General features: G+C 62.4%; 15 protein-coding genes and 1 pseudogene. 7 read left to right on the top strand and 9 right to left on the bottom strand.

The genetic code is table 11. The features are described from left to right. Window positions 1–6 precede the first annotated feature (6 nt). The 8 genes from ACLP2E_RS17280 to ACLP2E_RS17315 all read right to left on the bottom strand — a co-directional run bounded on the left by ACLP2E_RS17280 (window position 7) and on the right by ACLP2E_RS17315 (window position 10209). Window positions 7–1425: a hypothetical protein gene (locus tag ACLP2E_RS17280; RefSeq protein WP_442466638.1), complete on the bottom strand. Its 1419-nt coding sequence runs from the start codon at window positions 1423–1425 to the stop codon at window positions 7–9. Next, window positions 1422–2666, bottom strand: coding sequence for an acyltransferase family protein (locus ACLP2E_RS17285; protein WP_442466639.1), 1245 nt, complete (start codon window positions 2664–2666; stop codon window positions 1422–1424). The genes ACLP2E_RS17280 and ACLP2E_RS17285 overlap by 4 nt, the downstream gene beginning before the upstream one ends. Window positions 2667–2670: 4 nt before the next feature. Continuing rightward, window positions 2671–4194 carry an oligosaccharide flippase family protein gene (locus tag ACLP2E_RS17290; protein ID WP_442466640.1) on the bottom strand — a complete coding sequence of 508 codons (1524 nt, stop codon included), beginning with the start codon at window positions 4192–4194 and terminating at the stop codon, window positions 2671–2673. A 12-nt stretch (window positions 4195–4206) separates the two neighbouring features. Continuing rightward, the gene (locus ACLP2E_RS17295; protein WP_442466641.1) at window positions 4207–5334 is read right to left on the bottom strand and encodes a glycosyltransferase family 4 protein; all 1128 of its coding nucleotides are present in this window, start codon (window positions 5332–5334) and stop codon (window positions 4207–4209) included. Continuing rightward, window positions 5331–6569 carry a glycosyltransferase gene (locus tag ACLP2E_RS17300; protein ID WP_442466642.1) on the bottom strand — a complete coding sequence of 413 codons (1239 nt, stop codon included), beginning with the start codon at window positions 6567–6569 and terminating at the stop codon, window positions 5331–5333. The genes ACLP2E_RS17295 and ACLP2E_RS17300 overlap by 4 nt, the downstream gene beginning before the upstream one ends. Further along, the gene (locus tag ACLP2E_RS17305; RefSeq protein ID WP_442466643.1) at window positions 6566–7324 is read right to left on the bottom strand and encodes an HAD family hydrolase; all 759 of its coding nucleotides are present in this window, start codon (window positions 7322–7324) and stop codon (window positions 6566–6568) included. Before ACLP2E_RS17305 ends, ACLP2E_RS17300 begins: the two co-directional genes overlap by 4 nt. Next, on the bottom strand, window positions 7321–8880 hold the full coding sequence (locus ACLP2E_RS17310) for an AAA family ATPase (protein ID WP_442466644.1): 1560 nt from the start codon (window positions 8878–8880) through the stop codon (window positions 7321–7323). Before ACLP2E_RS17310 ends, ACLP2E_RS17305 begins: the two co-directional genes overlap by 4 nt. Window positions 8881–8958: 78 nt before the next feature. Then, complete coding sequence (locus ACLP2E_RS17315) at window positions 8959–10209, bottom strand: polysaccharide biosynthesis/export family protein (protein WP_442466645.1); 1251 nt, start codon at window positions 10207–10209, stop codon at window positions 8959–8961. A gap of 462 nt (window positions 10210–10671) precedes the next feature. Between ACLP2E_RS17315 and ACLP2E_RS17320 the strand changes: the two genes are divergently transcribed. The 7 genes from ACLP2E_RS17320 (at window position 10672) to ACLP2E_RS17350 (ending at window position 18922) form a co-directional block, all read left to right on the top strand. Beyond that, the gene (locus ACLP2E_RS17320; protein ID WP_442466646.1) at window positions 10672–11814 is read left to right on the top strand and encodes a glycosyltransferase; all 1143 of its coding nucleotides are present in this window, start codon (window positions 10672–10674) and stop codon (window positions 11812–11814) included. Between the two features lie 71 nt (window positions 11815–11885). Further along, window positions 11886–12206: a hypothetical protein gene (locus ACLP2E_RS17325; protein ID WP_442466647.1), complete on the top strand. Its 321-nt coding sequence runs from the start codon at window positions 11886–11888 to the stop codon at window positions 12204–12206. A gap of 198 nt (window positions 12207–12404) precedes the next feature. Further along, window positions 12405–13061, top strand: a complete 657-nt coding sequence (locus ACLP2E_RS17330) for a sugar transferase (protein ID WP_442466653.1) — start codon at window positions 12405–12407, stop codon at window positions 13059–13061. 32 nt (window positions 13062–13093) lie between these two features. Next, window positions 13094–14407, top strand: a complete 1314-nt coding sequence (locus ACLP2E_RS17335) for a glycosyltransferase family 4 protein (RefSeq protein ID WP_442466648.1) — start codon at window positions 13094–13096, stop codon at window positions 14405–14407. A 39-nt stretch (window positions 14408–14446) separates the two neighbouring features. Further along, window positions 14447–15325: a glycosyltransferase family 2 protein gene (locus tag ACLP2E_RS17340; protein WP_442466649.1), complete on the top strand. Its 879-nt coding sequence runs from the start codon at window positions 14447–14449 to the stop codon at window positions 15323–15325. Between the two features lie 271 nt (window positions 15326–15596). Continuing rightward, on the top strand, window positions 15597–16361 hold the full coding sequence (locus tag ACLP2E_RS17345; RefSeq protein ID WP_442466650.1) for an ABC transporter ATP-binding protein: 765 nt from the start codon (window positions 15597–15599) through the stop codon (window positions 16359–16361). Continuing rightward, on the top strand, window positions 16358–18922 hold the full coding sequence (locus tag ACLP2E_RS17350; RefSeq protein WP_442466651.1) for a CPBP family glutamic-type intramembrane protease: 2565 nt from the start codon (window positions 16358–16360) through the stop codon (window positions 18920–18922). Before ACLP2E_RS17345 ends, ACLP2E_RS17350 begins: the two co-directional genes overlap by 4 nt. On the opposite strand, the pseudogene ACLP2E_RS17355 reads toward ACLP2E_RS17350, so the two are convergent. Continuing rightward, window positions 18919–19174, bottom strand: a pseudogene (locus ACLP2E_RS17355) (DHA2 family efflux MFS transporter permease subunit); the annotation flags it as partial. The gene ACLP2E_RS17350 and the pseudogene ACLP2E_RS17355 sit on opposite strands and share 4 nt — an antisense overlap.

A 19174-nucleotide genomic window follows, 5' to 3' on the forward strand; every position in this document is an offset into this window, starting at 1 on the left:
CTTGTCTCAGGCGGGGGCCCAGGTCCCCCTTGCTGGCTGGGGCGAAGCCATAGCCGGCGCCGTTTCGCGGCCGCCGGCCGCCATCGCGGCGAAAACGAAAAAGGCGAGCCCCAGGTCCATGAAGGTTCCCGCAAAAACGCCGGCAAGCAGTTGCGCGAAACAAGCGAAGCGCGCCGCTGTCCGAACCGCCCTCTCACGGTCAGGCAGGGCGCGCGCGAGTGGACTGAGCAGGACGCGATAAAGAAACGCCGCAAAGACGAGCGTTCCTGGAACTCCAACGCTGGCGGGGACAGCGGCCAGCACGCTCGACGCGCGCACGCTTCCGACGCCGGCGCCGAGAAAAAAAGTTTCCCGGAAATTCAGGAGCGCCTGCGTGTTCCACATCGAGCGTTCAATCGCGGAGGCCGACGTCGCCTTCTGGAAGACGGTCTGGTCGAGCAGGCTTGTCACCGTGGACCACAGCGGATCATAGAGCTTGGCCGCCGCTACGACGCCAGCGGCCGCCAGAGGCGCGACGCAGACGAAGGCCACGCTCCCCGGCGTGGCGCCGCGCAGGAAGAGGCGTGCGACAGCGTCGAGATAGAGCACGACGAGGCAAATCGCGGCGCCCGCGTAGGCCGTGGTCGACGTCGAAAGAAGCAACGCCAGCAGCGAGAAAGCCGCGACCAGGCTGGCGGAGCGCACATGGACGCCGGTCAGCGCCAGCCGGCCGGAAAAGGCAAAGAAACCGAGAGTGGCGTAGGCGAAGGTCGACGCTTCCGGGAACGAGCCAACGATGCGCTTGAAGCCGACGATTTCGACGTCGTCGAGCATGCGGTAAGTTGCGTTGCGCATGAAAGAAAGAAGCTCGGCGGTCCCGGTCGTGAAAGTCGCATAATCGACCGCCGCGAACAGCAGGTTGAGGAAACCGCAAAACAGCGTCGCCCGACAAAGGCTCTCGAGACCCGGTCGCGTCGTCGCGACGCTGGCGCAGGCCAGGAAGCAGACAAGATCGCCAACGAGATAGATGGTCTGCGTCACGTTGCCGGACACCGGCCCGAGCGGCGCCCGCATGAGTCCGGGGCCTGAATCGCCGCGGGCGACCGTGAACACGTCGGTCGCGCCAGCGAACAGGCGAGGCATGAAATAGGCCGCGACCACGCCATAGACGACTGTCGCCAGCAACCAGAATCCCGCGCTGCCCGGGGAAAGCGCCCGAAGGCCGCGCGACAGCGCGCCGCGCCGCAAGATCACGCCCAAGGCGAGGAAGCCGAGCATGATATGGGCGGGCAACATGTTCACCGATCCCAGGCTTTCGAAAATGACGCCGGCCGCGGCGCCAAAGAGCAGCGAGACCAGAAAGGCCCAAATGTCGATCGGCGGTCCTTTGACCAGGCCGACCAGGCCGATGAAAAGCGCGACGACGCCAATGAACTGGATGGTCACGCACGCTCCCCATTGGTTGCAATTCGAGAAGAATCAGCGAGGGTGGCCACAGACGCAGACGCCAAGCCTCCTCGGATCGCGCCGCTGGGTGGCGCGATCCCGGAGAAAAGCCCGCGCGCCAGCGCGCCGCGCGCCGCGGGCTCAAGAACCTCTGAAACGACCAGTGCGAGCGCGACCGCGAGGGCCATGGAAAGCACCAATGCAGGGGCGTCGCTTACCCCCGAATAAATCAAAGTCTGGATTGCGATCGAACCGATCAGGCTATGGAGCAGATAGAGCGGGTAAGTCATCAATCCGATGCGACGCGCCCATCGCGATAGTGACGGGCGTTCCGCATTGCGACCGAGGCGGATCGACGCGACAATCGCGAGCATCGCCAGCGCCCAGATCGCAAGAGGCGTTGCGACGGACAGATCGGCGCCCGCAATGGAGGACTTGCTCGCGGCTGACGCAACGATTTCAAGCGCCCCGCCGGCGCCGCAGAACAGCGCCAGCGCCAGCACCGGGCGCGACAAGCAATCGCCCATGCTGGCGCACAGAATAGCCCCGATGCAAAAAAAACATCCGTGCTGCAGCAGAGCCAGTTCGGTGTAACGCGATGTGGCCGCCACATTGAGAAACGCCAAGAAGCTTGACGGGCCGGACGTCCCCACGGCGGCGCGCAAGATCCAGAACGAGGCGCTTGCCGCGCCGATGGCGCCGACCACGGCGGTGATCCAGGCGCGGCGCCCGAAAGCCAGGACCGCGGCGACGACCATGTAGAACGCGATTTCGACACCCAATGTCCAGTAGGCGTCGTCGATCCAGGGAGCGGTCGGATAGAATGCGAGGGTGCGCAGATAGCCGCGCGAAATGTCGCGCATCTCCACGCCCGTGAACGCCAGCGCGACGCAAGCCGTCAAGGTCGCGCAGATCCAGGCTGCTGGCGCGAGCCGAAGAATGCGGCTCGCGACGAATTGAAGCGGGGATGCGTTCTGTGCCGACCACGTGATGACGAAGCCGGAAATGACGAAGAAAATCTCGACGCCAATCCAGCCTGCCGATGCGAAAGGCGCCAGTTTCGGAAAACAGGCGTGAACCTGCAAAAGGCTGTTGGTGCGTGAATGCGGCGCCGCGCATCCCCAGAAGCCCAGATGAAACAACATGACCATGAACGCCGCCGCAAAACGCAACAGGTCGACGCCTGCAACCTCGCGACGGCGGGGAGCCTCCTCGATGCTGCGCTTCATGATTTCAGCCATGAGGTCACTCCGCGACTTCGACCGTTCGCGGCGCACGCGAAAGGAAGCTGAGCGCTCGGTCGAAAAGCCGTTGCACGACGCGCGGCGAACGCGCGCCGATCGCGCGCAGCCGCTCGACATCCTCCGGGGGCAAGGCGTCAAGCATTCGCACCGCCGCCCAGTAGACCAGCGCGCCAACGCCTATCGCGATCGGCAGGGCCAGAGGTCCATGGACAAGTTGCAAGACGGCGCGCGCGGCGACGCCGCACAACGCGGCGGAAGCCGCGAGGCGTGCGAGATGGCGAAAGGGGACGGGACAATTCAGCCGGCGCGCGATGAACCAAAGGCCAAGGCCCAACATGAACATCTGGACCGCGGCGCGCGAAGCCGCGGCCCCCAGGACTCCATAGCCGGGGATGACGGTCAAGCCGGCGGCAATGGAAAGCGCCGCGCCGAGAATATTGCTGTAGAAGATGAAATCGCTGCGGTTTCGCGCGCACATCATATGCGTGCCGACGGCGCCGCTCGCGGCGAAAGCAGCGGCGGCGACGACGATCTCAGCGGGCTCGACGGCGCTGTCGAAGGCTGAGCCATACAACAGAGGAACGAGAGCGGGCAGCACGGCCGCCGTTCCGAAGCCGAGCGGCAAGGCGAGGAAGGCGAGCATTCGCGTGCCGGCGGCGAAGGCCTTGTTGATGACATCCAGGGGCTGGGTCTCGACACGCTCGGAAAAGAAAGCCAGCAAGGCGCCGGTCAGCAGCAGCGGCCCCTGTGCGGCGATATTTGAAAAGGTCAGCCCGACGGTCAATATGCCGACCGACTCCGCTCCCCAGGATCGCTGCAGGAAGAACACTTCCGATCGAGACCACACAAAAGCCGCGGCCAAAGCGCCCAACCAGCTGAAAGCCGCAAAGCGAACGATCTGCGGCTCGATCACCCGCATGTCCACGTGACGTCGCCAAAGCCATCTCACGGCTCGAATGGCGAGCGGCGCGCTGCCCACACAATAGCCGGCCAGCACCCCGGCGCCGCCCCAAAAGCGCCCGCCAATCGCTACGCACGCGATCTGAAGGCCGAACGAAAGAACGGTCATTGCCGCCGAAGTTTCGAAACGTTGCATCCCGCGCAAATATCCGAGCGCGAAATTGGCAAGCGCCTGAAGCAAGACCAGCGTCGCGACGAGGAACGCCTCCGACGCCGGCCGGCCGGACGGGTTCGCGAGCGGCCACGCGGCATAGGCGCACAGGCCGGCAAAGGCGGCGACGCAGGCCGCGGCATAGGGCCGGAACAGCGCGGCCGTCAGTCTGTCCGCGCGCTTTTCCTCATGTCCGGCCACGAGTTGCGGCAGGAAGCGCGCCAAAGTCGAGGGTACGCCGAAATCGAGGAGGGTGACGATGAGGCTTGTGAGCCAGATGGCATAGGCGATGGCGCCCGTCTCCGCCACGCCCAACAGGCGCGCAATGAGCACCATTGACAGAAACCCGCCCAGCGATGTCGCCGCTCCGGCAAGCGCGCTGAGAAAAGTTTTACGAACGATCGTTCTCGGCATCGGCGGACCCGTCTAACGGTGAGAGAAAAGACGGCCAAGAAAGGGACCGGCCCTCCTGGCGCGATGGACCTCCTCGCAAGCCTCCCGGTAAACGGCCAGAGTTTCGGCGGCCATTCGGGAGCATGTCAGCCATTCGACGTTCTCCGCTGCGCGTCGCTGCAGATCGGCGCGCAGTCCTTCGTCGGTGAGGACGCGCTCGAGCGCCTCCGCCAGGGCCGCCGGATCGTTCGGCGGCGTCAACAAGCCGGACCGGCCGTGCTCGAGCACCTCGGGGACGCCGCCGACGGCCGTGGCGACGATGGCGCACCCCGCTTCGCGCGCTTCCGCAAGCGCGAGCCCGAAAGGTTCGCTGCGCGACGCCAAAGCGAAAACGTCGGCTTGCGCCAGCAGGCGGCCCGTCTGCGCGACGAAACCCAGAAAGACGATCCGTCCGGCGCAGGGAAGGCGCGCCGCCTGAATTTCGAAGGCTTGCCGATCGGGTCCGTCGCCCGCCAGGTAAAGGCGCACTGCAGGATGGCGCGCGGCGATTTCCGCGAAGGCGTCAATCAGCTCCGCGACGCCCTTCCGGCGATACATGCCGCAAACCGTCAGGATCGCGGGTCGCGCGAGTGTTTGCGCGGGGAGCGGCGGCGCGGGAAGCAGCGACTTGTGGCGTGGCGAGCCGAGCGGTCCGTTGCGAACCGTGCGCAATTTCGCTCGATCGATTCCGCGCGCCGCCAAGGCGTCGCGAGTGGCGTCGCTGACGGAAATCACCACGTCGCCCACGCCCATCAGCACGGCGCTGCTTTGCCAATCGTTGTGAATTGTGGTGACCAGCGCGAAATCGCCGAACGGCTTGAGCGCGCGCGCCATGAGCGCGCCCGACACCATATGCGCGTGGATGATGTCGGGCGCTTGTTCGCGAATGATTCCGCCCAGAGCGCGAAAGCCGGCAAGCGCGGCGGCAGGCTTGCGCCAGTGCTGTCGAACGGCGAAGTGGCGGACGCCCGATTTTTCCAGCAAGCCGACGTAGGACCCCCCGGCGCTTCCAAAAGCCACGGTGTGGCCCATTCGCGCCTGCTCGCAGGCGAGATCGACGGCGACATTCATGATGCCATTGCCGATTTCATGGCAATGGTTGGCAAGATGGAGAATCTTCATCGGCGTTGCGCTCCGTTCGCTTTCGACCCGGCAGACACCGCGAAGGCGCGCCGCACTTGCCGTGCGCCGTGAGCCAATTCGATGCCGCTGTGCAACAAGGCGCGAAGCGCCGGATGCGCGCGCGTCACCGCTCCCTCTCGCCACAGGCTCGCCTTCAGATGCGAAACGGAGAGAGCGGGCCCCGCGGCGATGGCGCCAATCTTTTCCTCGCGCCCGAAGTCTCGGGATCGCTCGCCGATCGACATCAGCGCGAGATCGGCGCAACGCGGGTGCGTCACGAGACGCTTGAACTCCGGCCATGCCGTCGCGCTGTCGTCGTAGAGGCGCCGCGAAAAATTTTCCGCCGTGAGGCTTTCGACGTAAGACAGCACGCCGGCGAAAATCTCGGTCCTATCCGGGCTGATGGCTGCGCGCCAATCAGGCCGTTCGAGATTGGAGCGCGGCCGCCCGTCTTCGCCCAAAACAAACATCCGGACGCTTTCGAGATCGGGTTCGAACACATGCTCGATCAAATGCCAGAAGCGCAGGACGGAACTGCGAAGATTGAAAGGCGAATAGAAATCCGACTCGACGCATAATCCGCTCGTCCTGGCGAAATGTTCGGTGTCGAAACCCTTGTAGTTGCTGCGCGCAAACATCACGCAAAAGATCTCTTGCGCCGGATCGGCGGCTTGCAGCAATCGCATCGTGCTCCCGTAGAGCCCGGTATCGCAAAGAATGACGCGCCGCCCTTGCGCCTTTTCGTCGAAATGGCGACGAAAAAGCTGGGCCTGAACGAAGATGGCGGCGCGCGCCGCCCTGGCCTCGTCATCGTCCGCCCAAAACAGCTCCTCGAACTGCGTCCGTTCGAAAACCCCGTCCCAGCGCGACGAAAGCGGCAGGTCCGTCTGGACTAGCGCCGTCACGACCTTGCGCATGGTTGCGCCGTCGAACTCCCTGCCGATTTCGTCGAGCGCGGCAGGCGCGCGGGCCAGCAGCGCCGGCCGCGCCGCAACGAGCCGCGACACCATGAGATCGTCGACCGGAAGCGGCGAGGAACGTCCGATGCTTTGCAGAAACGTCTCGTAAAGCAGCCGCAGCCGCAGGCCTCCACGCGCGCAGAACAGGATGCGCGCGTCTTTGGGATGGCTTTCAGCGAAAAGCCATAACCGAAAGGCGAATTCGGCGAGGATCGGTCCCAGCACGCATCGGCCAAAATGCGCTCGGTCGCGCAAAACGGGGCGGCGTTGGGTCATGCGAGCCTCCAGCGTGCGTCCCAGTGCGCCGCGCGCCAGACCGCGGCGTCGAACTTGCGGCGAAAACGGACGTGGGAGGGTCGGGGCGCCCAATTCGCGCAGACCCCTTTCGAAGCGGCCATCAATTCGTCGGCGCGGCGATCGTCGCCCCAGTGAAGCACAGCGCCAGGCGCGACGTTCTCGGCTCGCAAAACCCGCGCGAACAATTCGCCGCTTTTCTTGGTCGCATTCCAATCCGAACTGGCGTAGACGGCGTCAAAGGGCGTTTGTCCGAGAATTTCCGCGAGCAGCCGGCGCAAGACCGCTTCCGGATAATAGGTGTCGCTGACGGCGATGACGCGTTTTCCGGCTTTCCTGGCCAGTGGCAGGATGTCGGCAAGCGCGGCGTTCGGGCGGACGAATCGACGCTCTGCGGCCATGTCGGCGTCAAGGAATATTGGAATCGCCTCGACCGGCAAGCCGAGCAGATCAGCCTGAAGGCGGTGGATATCCGAAAGCTTGACGTCGCCGTTCGGGTTGGCGGCGTCGAGCGCGCGATAGGCGGCCGACTGGACATCGAGTCGGGAACGCAGCAATTGCTCCGCCGAAAGCAAAAACCCCTTCCGCGCTAATTGAAGCGCGGTTTCACGGGCGATCCACCAAAAACGTCGCCGCTCCGACTCATTGCCGCGAAGGAGAACCGTATCGAAGACGTCGAAGGACAGCACTTCGTATCTGCCGAGGGCCTCGACAACAGACTTGTTGAAAGCGCTCAAGTCGACCTCCGCTCACGTTGCAGCGAAAGCTCGATTGACGAGCGGAGCGAGGACGCAGCCGCGACCAGTCTTTGACCCAGATCCGCGATCTGCGAAAGGAGCGCGGGATGGCCACACTTGTTCAAAACGACATAGTTCAAAATGTGCCCGGCGTCGCCTATTGCCGCTTTCAGTTCGTCGACATGCGTCTTGCGGTATTCGGCGACGAAGATCATTCGGTCCACGAGCGCGGCGACATTGTCGTCGACGACCTCCAGCGAGGGCGGCAAATCGACGAAAATCATGTCGAATTGCGATCGCGCCTTTCGCAGCAACGCCGCCATGGCGGCTGAACGCATGATATCCCCGGCATTTGCGATCCGTCCGCGCTTGATAAGCGGCAGGAAGGTGAAGCCGTAGCATTCGTTTCGCGTCAGGCAGCCGTCTTCACGATTCGAGAGTAATTCGATCAACCCCTTTTCAGCTTTCGGCGTCAGAAGTTGCGACAGCGACGGATTGCCGAAGTTGGCGTCCAGCAGAAGCACGTTTTTGCCGGAGCGCGCGTAGACCGCCGCCAGGTTCGCCGCAATGGTCGTGGCGCCCGCGCCCGCGACAACGGACGTCACGCCGATGCATTTCTGGTCGGCGGCGTCGACTGCCCTGTCGAGGGTGGATCTGGACGCGCGAAGCGCTTCGCTGAATTTTGAATAGGGATGTTCGATCGCGGCAAGCCTGGAGGGCGAGTTCGCGAGGGGCTGGTCGGCGATTGGCAACAGGCCAAGCAGGATCGTTTCCCGAACATCGCCGATTTGATCGAGACTGCGAATACGTTTGTCCAGACCATCCAGGCAAATGGCGAGCAACATGCCGAACAATAGGCCGGAAACTCCCGCGAACGGGAGGATGAGCGTAGTCCTCGGCGCGCTTTTGCCCGACGGCGGCATTGCCGCGGTGATGACCTGGGCGTTCGTCACCGCGAGAGATTCCCGATTTAGCTTTTCGTTGAACCGCCGGAAGGCGTCGGGACGCAGGTCGTTACGCCAGCCTCCCCCGAGATAGGCCGCGACCACTTCGTTGGCGATACGCGCTGACTTGGTCGGCGAGGACGCGCTGAAGGCGACTTCTATCGCATTGGATTGGCCTACCCGCCGCACGGCGAGATGATCGAGGAAGACGAAGGTGGCGGCGCGCATGCCGTCCGTCGCCGACGGCTTGACGAATTCGGGATCGTCGGTCAGCGCCAGCGTCTCGATGACTTCCTGCGCGACGCTTGACGATCGCAGCACTTCCGCCTGGCTTTCGACTTCCGCGCTGTCGACGTTTACATCGGCGCCAAATTCCTGCCAGGTCGGCCGCGCCCTCTGCGCTTCGATCAGCACCTTGGCGCTTGCGACATAGGACGGCGGAACAGCCAGGACATAGAGCCCGGCGCCGATCAGGAATGCGGCGACCGTTCCCGTTATGAGGAGGGCGTGGCGCCTGAAGAATGCGAGAGCGTCGGCGAACGAAACAATCGTCTCGTCGCCAGTCAAGGCCATTCGATCATTGGCGACGGATCTCGATCCGACATGCAGCATTGGGCCCCCTTCAAACAAACAGAAAATTCGCTTCTGCGAACATCGGGCGGCGTTGCGCCGCCGCTCCGGAGGCAGATGTCAGTCGGCGAGGGCGCTCTCTTGAGGCTCGCTGACGCGCAACACGTCGCCGGGCTTGACGGCGTCGCTTTCGGACACCCGTATGGGCTGCGGAGCGCCTTGACGAATGATTTCATAAGACCGCGCGGAGGACCGAACGACATCGTCCGCGCGATGCATCAGCATCGTTTCGGCCTGCTGGACGAGACGATGCGCCGTCGCAAGATTTTCGTCATTTTGGCCAAGTTTCGCCCGGTTCAGTCCCAGTTCCACAAGCGCCTCGTTGCGCCTGGCGTTGAGCGCTTCCATCTTGTCCCGTTCGGCCTTGCTGATCGCTTGTTGCGCCCGCACGATAGAAAGTTCGAGATCGAGCCTGGTGCTTTCGAACTGCGCGGCGTTCTGCTCGAGCGCGAGTTTTCTTGGCGCCGTCGTGAGGCCCTTGCTCATGAGCGCGGAGATGCCGTCCAGTTCCGCTCGGTTCAGGCTCGCCTGCCGGGAGATGGATTGCACCTTGCTCTTCAACGTGTCGATTTCGGCCGCGTAGAGAGCCTTGATCTGATCTAGGCCGTCGACCTGCGACTTGAGCGAGTCTTTTCTCGAGTTGAAAAGCATCGTTTGCTCTTTCATCGCGGCGGCGATGCGCGCCTCGTTTTTCGCGGCTGTCAATTCACTCGGAAACTGTATTTCGGCGTCGGCGCCAATTTCCGCCTTCAGCCGCGCCAGCGCGGCCAAAAGGCCGATGCGGTCCGATTCAAGGACGCGCTCCGAGCCTCGCGCCTGAATGGCCTCGCGCTGCAAACCGTTCTCAACATCGGGCTTTCGATAAAAGCCTCCCGCGAGGCTGATCGCCTCGATGACCGTGATGCCTGGCCGATAGGGATATTCCCCGGGCTTGTCGACGCCGCCGGCGACATAGAAGGGCCGGTGCTGGATGACCTCAAGCGAGGTCTCCACCTTTCGAATGAGCCCTACCTCCTGTTGCAATCGCGCGCTGATCATGTCGGACAAGTCAGCGGCATTGCGGCCTGCCGCGTCGATCCTGCCCAGCATTGGAAGCGACAGCTCGCCACCGGCGCTGACAGTGAATTCCCCGGCGAGGCCCGGCCAATCGTAGGGTTCGCCGCGACCCGGCCGCCATTCCAGTATTTTCAGGCGAAGATGATCGCCGGGACCTAGAAGGTAATCATCGGCGTGAACTGCGCTTGAAGCGAAGGCCGTAGCGCAGGTGACGCCCACACACATCATTGCTCGCAGGATGTTTTTGGCTAACATAAAGCCAGCTCCTACCCGTAATTGTAAAGCAATTGAGCTAGTGTTCCGCCTAAACGATATTATACAAATTGCTGCAACGCAACATACGCTAGTTCAAATAAATGTTACCTTTATTTACGTGGTATCACGTAGAATGCACCCAGTTTTTGCAGCCATGCATAATATCCATGCATGCCGACGTTGCGTAAGCTGTGCAGCTGTAACCCCTGTGTCAGGCGGCGTAGGACGTATTTCATATTGCTTAGTCGGACGCTGCTGCCAAAAATATGTGCTACATCAAATTGATGGGTCGAAATGGCCTAAGGCGCATGGAGTGTACGGTTCCGTACCGTGATCGAGGTTGCCTGACTTCATCCCGGTAAGCATTATTCGTTTCGCTGCAGCGCAGCAGATTGGTGACTTGGCGCGCAAGCAGCGCCTCGGCTTCGCCGTCTGCCGTGCGCCTGGATGGAAGGGGGGCCGATGAAAGTCGCGATCGTACATTATTGGCTGGTCGGCATGCGCGGCGGCGAAAAGGTGGTGGAAAATCTGTGCCGCTTATTTCCGGAAGCGGACATTTTCACCCATGTCTACGCCCCGGATCGCGTGTCGGAGGAAATCCGGCGACACCGCGTCATCCCATCTTTTATCAATGCGCTTCCGCGGGCCAAGACGATGTATCAACGCTATCTGCCGTTGATGCCTTTGGCGTTGGAGCAGTTCGACCTGCGCGGGTACGATCTGATCCTTTCCAGCGAGTCCGGACCCGCCAAAGGCGTCCTTGCGCCGCCAGGCGCGCTTCATGTCTGCTATTGCCATTCGCCCATGCGGTACGTCTGGAACATGTATCACGACTATCGCGAGCGCTCCGGCGCATTGACCAAGGCGCTGATGCCTGCGGCTGCCCATTACATTCGAAACTGGGACGCACTGTCGTCGATGCGCGTCGATCACTTCATCGCAAATTCGTTCACGGTGCGCGATCGCATTCAACGCTATTATCGCCGCGACGCTCAGGTCATCCATCCTCCCGTCGATGTCGAAGCATTCGAAGTCGTTCCCGAGGAAGTCTCCGATTATTTCCTGATGGTGGGAGAGCTCGTTCCCTACAAGCGGTCGGAACTCGCCATCGAAGCCTTCAATCGCATGGGCTTGCCGCTTGTCGTGATCGGCGGCGGCGAGAGGCTTGACGCCATGCGCGCCCTCGCGGGCCCGACCGTTAAAATTCTCGGAGCGCAACCTTTCGCCGTGCTTCGGCGCCACTACGCCCGATGCCAGGCGCTGATATTTCCAGGCGAAGAAGATTTCGGCATCGTTCCGGTCGAGGCCCAGGCGAGCGGCAGGCCGGTCATCGCCTATGGACGCGGCGGCGCCACCGAAACTGTTTGCGACGGGCAATCGGGCTTGTTGTTCCACGAGCAATCGGTCGAAGACCTCATCGCAGCGGTCCAAAGATTCAAGACGATGACATTCGATCCGCTGCGGATCGCGAAAGGCGCGCGTCGCTTCTCCGCCGACCGTTTTCAAAGCGCGATGCGGCTATATCTGGAAAGACTGACCAGCCGGTCAAAGCGGTCTTGCGAAAATGAACCGGAGGCCATCGTGCCTCTGTTCGCAGGGAATTGAATCCTTCAGGGAACCCTATCGATGTTCGAAGCGGCTGAACGGGTCGATTTGACCGCAGGCGATGAGCGAGGATGCGAGCGCCTTATTTCGATGACGAGTCCGGAGAAATATCCCGTCTGCGCCGCGACCAGCGCAACGATGATGTCAACAGCGATCACGCTCGCAGGCATCGCCGCCGCGAGGCCGGCAAGGATCAAGGCCACGATGAGCGCAAAATTCAACGCGACGAAGGGAGCCAGCGTCATTCGCGGTTGGCTCAGCAAGCCGAATACGAATGCAATGGCCGCGAGGACGATCATACCGCAGTCTCCTTGCGCTTCGTCGTCAAAGGAAAATCAGCTGTTGTGGCGGAACGCCATTGTAGCGAGGCCACAGATCCTTGGCAAGACTGAGCCCTCGCCACCGACGAGGCTGGATTGGATTATCGCGACCGAGCCCGTTCGCCAAAAGAAAAGCGCCAGAAAGCCACGAAAGTCTTCGCGCTTGCTGACGTGAGGTAGAACAGAAAAAACCGGGAGACGACGAGTAACGCCTGGAGTGAATCGCCCTTGTTCGTGCGAGGAGAAGAGCAAATGGCCCTATCTCGATTCATGGTTTTCAAAAGTCCCGCGCACCGCGCCGAGGCAACCACTCCGCTTGGCGGAATGGGGAAAAGGATATTCGACGTGGTCGCAGCCTCGGTTCTGATCGCCGTCATGTCGCCGATGATTGTTCTGGTCGCCGGATTGGTCGTCATCGGGGATGGCTGGCCCTTTTTCATTCGCCATTATCGGGTCGGGCGCGGAGGCGAGGAGTTTCCTTGTCTTAAATTTCGGACAATGGTGGTCGACGCCGAGGAGCGTCTGAGGGAGCATCTCGCCAGAGATCGGGCCGCCGCTGAAGAATGGCTCCGCAGCCGCAAGCTTCGCAATGATCCACGGATCACCTTGGTGGGTCATGCGCTTCGCAAATCGAGCCTCGACGAGCTTTTACAGCTGATAAACATCCTCAAGGGAGAGATGAGCCTGGTCGGTCCACGCCCGATCGTTCGCGACGAAGCCGCTCTCTATGGACCGCATTTTCGCGAGTATGCCAAAGCGCGGCCCGGCTTGACCGGCCTCTGGCAGGTCGAGGGGCGTAGCAATACCTCCTACGATGAACGCGTGCGCCTGGATTGCGAATACGTCCGGTCCTGGTCGTTATGGAATGACATCATGATCATTTTGAAGACGATCCCCGCAGTTCTTGCAGCGCGAGGCTCCGCGTGAGCGGCGCGGCGGATTGTTCGCCGGAGGTTGGGATGAGTTTCGCCAATCCCTCCGGGATTGACCGCGTTGTGGTGATCAGCGACGAAATCGGCGCTGGCGGCGGCGCCGCGGCTGTGGCGGCTCAGTCTATCGAGCAGCTGCTCGCCCGAGGCGTTAGAGTCGCTGCATTGCTTGGCCGTGAGGCTGCAGGTTTCGCTGCGCCCGCCGGGGTGGAAATCCTGTCGCTCGGCGGCTCGAAAATCTCAGAAACCGCCGGAATGGGCGAGGCCTTGGCCGGACTCTACGACGCTCGCGTCCATCGGCGCATCGGACGATGGATTGCGCAAAACGACACGCCTGCGACCGTCTACCATCTGCACAATTGGCACAAGCTCCTGTCGCCTTCGGTTTTCCAGGCATTGCGGCCCGTAGCGTCGCGGCTTGTGATAAATGCGCATGACTATTTTCTAGTTTGTCCAAACGGAGCTTATTTCAATTTTCGTTCGGGCGAAATCTGCGCACTGCGCCCCATGTCGGCGCAATGTGCGAAGTCCAATTGCGACAAACGCCGATACGCGCACAAGGCCTGGCGGCTGGCCCGCCAAGGCGTGCGCTCTGTCCTGTTTCCGCTGCCGGCGAGCGAGGCGCTGGTGCTGGCGCCCCATGAGGGCATGTTGGAATTTCTTGAGCGCGGCGGCGTGCGGCGAAGTTCCGTGCGTATTCTGCGCAACCCTGTGACGCCCTGGCGCGCGCGGCGAGTGGAAGCCGAAATTCAAAACCGGATATTTTTTGTCGGAAGGCTCGAACGCGACAAGGGCGTCGATCTGCTCGCCGAGGCTGCCGATCGCCACGCCGTCAGCCTGAGCATTATTGGCGATGGGCCCCTGCTCGACCCGCTAAGGCGGCGTTTTCAGCGTCATGACTTTTTGGGTTGGAAATCACGGGCGGAGCTTTCGGAAATCGCCGGGAGCGCGCGTCTGGTCGTCGCGCCGACGCTCTGGCCCGAGACATTCTGCCTGACGGCCTTTGAAGCCGCGACGAGCGGCATCCCCGTTCTGATTTCCCAAACCGCGCTCGCGGCGAGCGAACTGACGGAGCGGGAGGCGGCGGAAGGTTTCGATCCTCGGGACCTCGACGCGGTCGGCGCCAAATTGCGGCGTCTGCGCGACGATTCGGGGCGCATTGAATACCTGAGCCGACGAGGATTCACGCAACGCCACGACCTCGCGTTGAGCGCGGAGCTTTGGTGCGAGGGACTTATCTCGATCTATGACGAACTGCTTGCGCGGGCGGCCAGAGATCTCTCTTCGTGCGGCGGGAAGGCGCGTCTCGCCGGCTGCCCAGGCGGGATCGCGGCCTCGCGCTAGACCCCTCACGTCCAGTCGATACAAACAGGAGCGCACGCCATGAAGATCGCCGTTGGAATTTCGACCGCGGGTCGTCCCGGCTTGTTGCACAAGACGCTGGGCCAACTGGAAAAGCAGAGCCGGCCCGCAGACCGAACGATCGTCAGCGTGGCCTCTATCGAGGACGCAGGCGACGGAGGCGCGCTCGCGTCGCGCGGCGTCGAGATGGTCGCAAGCGCGCGCGGTTTGACGCGTCAGCGCAACGCCATCCTTGACGCCGTTGGAGACTGCGATCTTGTCGCCTTCTTTGATGACGATTTCATTCCCGCCGTCTCCTATATTGAGGCGGCCGAGAAACTATTCAGCGAACGCTCGGAGATCATGCTATCGACAGGCGTGGTTTTGGCGGACGGCATCTGCGGTCCCGGACTCGAATATGCGGATGCGCTCACGCTCCTCGAGGGATGTGCGGATAACGCGCCCGACGAGACCCCGTTGCAGCGCGTCTACAATGGATACGGCTGCAATATGGTCGTCCGGATGCGGCCGATCCGCGAACACAGCCTGCGGTTCGATGAGAATTTGCCGCTTTACGGTTGGCTCGAGGACGTCGATTTCAGCCGCCGCTTGGCCGCTTTTGGCGAGATCGTTCGCGCTCGCTCCATGCGCGGAATTCATCTGGGCTTCAAACAGGGGCGACAGTCGGGCGCGCGTCTAGGCTATTCCCAGATCGCCAACCCCTTGTACCTGATGCGCAAGAAAACGATGAGCCATAGTCGGGCGCTCTGGCTGATGTCGAGAAACGCAGGCATGAACCTGGTCAAAGGCCTTTGCCCCGAGCCATTTGTCGACCGCCGCGGACGTCTTGTCGGAAACGCCCGGGCGCTTGTCGATCTCGCGCGCCGGAAGCTCGATCCCCAGCGCGTGCTGGAGATTTGAGGATGAAGCGGCGAGGAAGCCACGCTCCGCAAAATCACCGGCAATAAGGCCGTGAGCACGCCCTGAGACAGCCAACGCAACTTCGCGGCTTGGCTTTTTTCGTCACGCAGCCCGGCGCGCGGAACATTGCCGATTGGCAAATGCCCAGAACCTCCTGAATTTTCTCCATTCCTTAAGGTAACGTTGACCCATTGCGACTATGCTGGTTGAGCAAGTCGCGTAGCGTGTCAAAGGCGCAGCAGGTTCCAAATTTCGCATGGATCGGATTGGCATGACCTTATTGGCGCCAAGTGCAAAAATCGCAACCCTCGTGGATGTCGACGCGGTCACCAAAACCTTTGGCGAAAAAACCGCCCTGAACGGAATTTCGTTTTCGGTTCCTTCCGGACAAATTTGCGGACTGCTTGGCCCCAACGGGGCCGGCAAGACCACGTTGTTCCGATTGCTCATGGGCATCTTGAAGGCGACGCGAGGCCGCCTGGTCATCGACGGCAAGGACGCCTTCGAGGACAGGGTCGAGGTCAAGCGGCTGATCGGCTTCCTCCCCGATGAACCTGCCTTCTATTCCTATCTTTCCGGCCTGGAAATTCTCGAGCTCAGCGCCGCCATGCATGGCCTCGATGTCGGCGCGACGATGGATCGATTGAACCCGATGATCTCCAGAATGCGGCTGACCGACGACATCGGCAATTACGCCGAGGATTATTCGCGCGGGATGAAGAAAAAGCTCGGCCTGCTGCTCGCCATTCTGCATCAGCCAAAACTTCTGGTGCTTGACGAACCGACCAACGGACTCGACGTCGAATCGACCCATCTTTTCTACGATCTCATTCTCGAACTGGCGCGGCAGGGAACGACCATCCTGTTTTCGACCCATCTGATGGATCACGTGGCGAAATTATGCTCGCACGTCGTCATCCTCAACCAGGGATCATTGATCGCCAAAGGCTCTCTCGACGGGTTGCGCACAGCTTACCAGGGAGCCGAGCTCGAAGACATCTTCCTGAAGCTCACGCTCCGTCCGGCGCAGCCATGAGCGTGAGCAGCGAAGCGCCCGTACCTCCGTCCTTCTGGACGACGGTGCGCCTGCTGCTCGGCGCGGCGCGAAAACGCTCGGTCGGCCGCCGCAAGCGCCAGCGGGAATTGTTGACCCAGCGCTCGGGGCGACGGGCCACGAACTGGGCAAACGTCGGCTCCGTCCTGGTCCCCCTGATGATGGTCCTGCTGAACGGGCTGGCCGCTTTCATGGTCATCGGCGCCGTCCAGGGCTGCGAGCGCGCCGCATTGCCGCAAAACGTCATCGCGGTCGACGGATGGTTCGCAACAAGGGTGAGAGACGCCGCAAGTCACGCCGCGACCTATCCGACGCCCGCAGGGGCGCGCGATTGGGACCTGGGCCAAAGCTACGCCGACGAGGCCAAAAGTCTGTCCAGACAATTTGGCGGCGATCCCCGGGTGCTGGAAAAGTCCTTGCGTGAAGCCGCGCAAAAAAACGGCGGCAAGGCGTTCGTCGATCTGGAGAACGCCGCGCCCGGCCTTTCAGCCCTGCCCCGGTCCGGCCCGCTGCCCGCCATGCTTGGTTCGCTCGCGCTGCTCCTGTGGAGCGCCATGCTGGTCTGCCAGGGCGAAGGGCTCGAACTCGACGTGACGCGCCGCCGCCATCCGATGTGGGAATGGCTGTTCAGCCATCCCGCGCCGGTCGGCGCGGTGTTCCTGGCGGAAATGCTCGCCCCCATGGCCGCCAACTCGATCTATTACAGCGCGCCGCTGTTGCCAGCCATCCTGTACGGCGTCGTTTACGGGGCTCCGCTGGGATTCGCCGCGGCCTTCGTCGTCGGCGTTCCGCTCGTGATCGCCGCGGCTTGTCTGGGCAAGGCGCTCGAGGTCGCAATCGTCCTGCGATTTTCGCAGCGAACCCGGGGCGCGATGATCGGCTTGATGGGCTGGTTCGGCTCCGCCTCGATGATCCTGATCTTCATGGCCTCGGCGCAAATCAGGCAATACGCGGCGCCGCTGGCCCATCATCTCGCGCCGCTCGCCATCGTGGACTGGCCCTGGCTCGGACTCTTCCTGGGGCAAAGGCCCGACGGCTCCTTCTCGTTCCTGGCGGGGGCGCTCGCCTGTTGGGCCGGCGCCGCGCTGATCGTCGCCGGATCGGTGATCTTCTGCGTCTGGGGCGCGCAGCAGGGGCTCAGCGGCAAGTTCGAACGCGCCGACGCCATGTCGAGAACGCAAAAGGCCAAAAAATTCCGCTTTGGCGCGGATCCGCTCTATTCCAAGGAGTTGATGTGGTTCGCCCGCGACAGGAGCGCCATCGTTCAGGCCATCCTGATCCCCCTGTCGATGGCTGGCATTCAGCTTTTCAACATGCACGTGCTGCTGGCCGAGGTTGGCGGATCGTGGAATTATTTTTGCGCGGCGGCGATCCTGTTCGGCACTTATTTTCTGATCACGCTCGGCCCCAAATCGCTCGCTTCCGAAGGACCGGCGCTGTGGATCGCCTTGACATGGCCGCGCGGCCTCGAAAACCTGCTGAAGGCCAAGGCGCGGCTCTGGGCGAGCATCGCCTCAGGCGTGGTGGGGGCGGCTTTGTGCCTCGCGCTCTGGCTTTTTCCCGACAGCGGCTGGAAGATCATGCTGGTCGGTCTGGGTTGGCTGGTTTTCTCGCGCAGCCTCGCCGAGAAATCGGTCACCCTGGTTTCGGTGACGTCGGAATCCGGCGAAACCGAAAAAATTCCCCCAGGGCGCCGCTGGGCCGTTCAACTGGGGACCATGACGTTTTTCATTGGGGTCGCGACGCGCCAATGGACGCTGGCCGTCACCGGCGTGGTCTATTCGATCATGACGGCTGCGGGCATGTGGCAGAATTTTCGGGCGCGCCTGCCCTATCTTTACGACCCATGGTCGGAAAAGTTGCCGCAGGCGCCCAGCCTGATGCACGCCATGATCGCCATCAGCGCCCTGGTCGAGATCTGCGCGTTCATTTCGGGCGCGGCGATCTTCGTTTTCGGGCGCGACAATCTCGCCGCGGCGCAGACGGTCGGCTATGGCGCCGGCGCTGTCATCGTTTCGCTGGCAATGGCGCAATTCCTGCGCAAACGCGGCGTCGCCCAAAGCGAAATCTGGCTGTGGCGAGACCCGAATTCGGCGCGGGCAAGCGGCAAGGGAATGTTTCTGTCGCTGGCGGTCGGCGTCATGCTGGGTCTGGCGCTTGGCTTGTTTGCGCTTTTTTACCTGAAGCTGCTGCATCAGTTTCCATCGACGGCCGCAACCCTCGACGAGGCCAGCCGGAAACAGGCCGCGATCCCCCATCTGCAAATCGCACTGCTGGCGATGGGCGTGCTGTTTGCGCCCGTCGCCGAAGAATATCTCTTTCGCGGCATGCTCTATCGGGCGCTCGACCGCGAATGGGGAGGCTGGCTCGCGGTGGTGGGCAGCGCCGTGTTCTTCGCGATCTACCATCCGCCGCTGGCCTGGGCGCCGGTTTTTGCGGTCGGTTTGTGCAATGCCTTGCTGTTTAAACGCACGGGCCGCCTCGCGCCGGCCGTGGCGTTGCATATGGTCTATAATGCGACCGTGTTGGGCTATGCGCTTTAGGCCGGCGTTCCTTTTGGAACGGTTTTGCTGGGCTTCAGCGTCAGGGCGAAGAAGGTGATCATCAGGCCGACGAGCGCCAGCGAAAAGAACACGTCGATATAGGCCCACAGGCTCGCCTGCGCCTGAACCTGCCGCCCGATCCACGCGGTGGCGCTGCGCGCGGCGCCGGCGAATGGCTGGGCCTGGAAATAGTTCTGGACCTGCTTCAACGTCTGGTTATAGGCGAGGCTCCAGCTTCCGACATGTTCGACC

The organism is Rhodoblastus sp. (assembly GCF_052145335.1).
Classification (GTDB): domain Bacteria; phylum Pseudomonadota; class Alphaproteobacteria; order Rhizobiales; family Beijerinckiaceae; genus Rhodoblastus.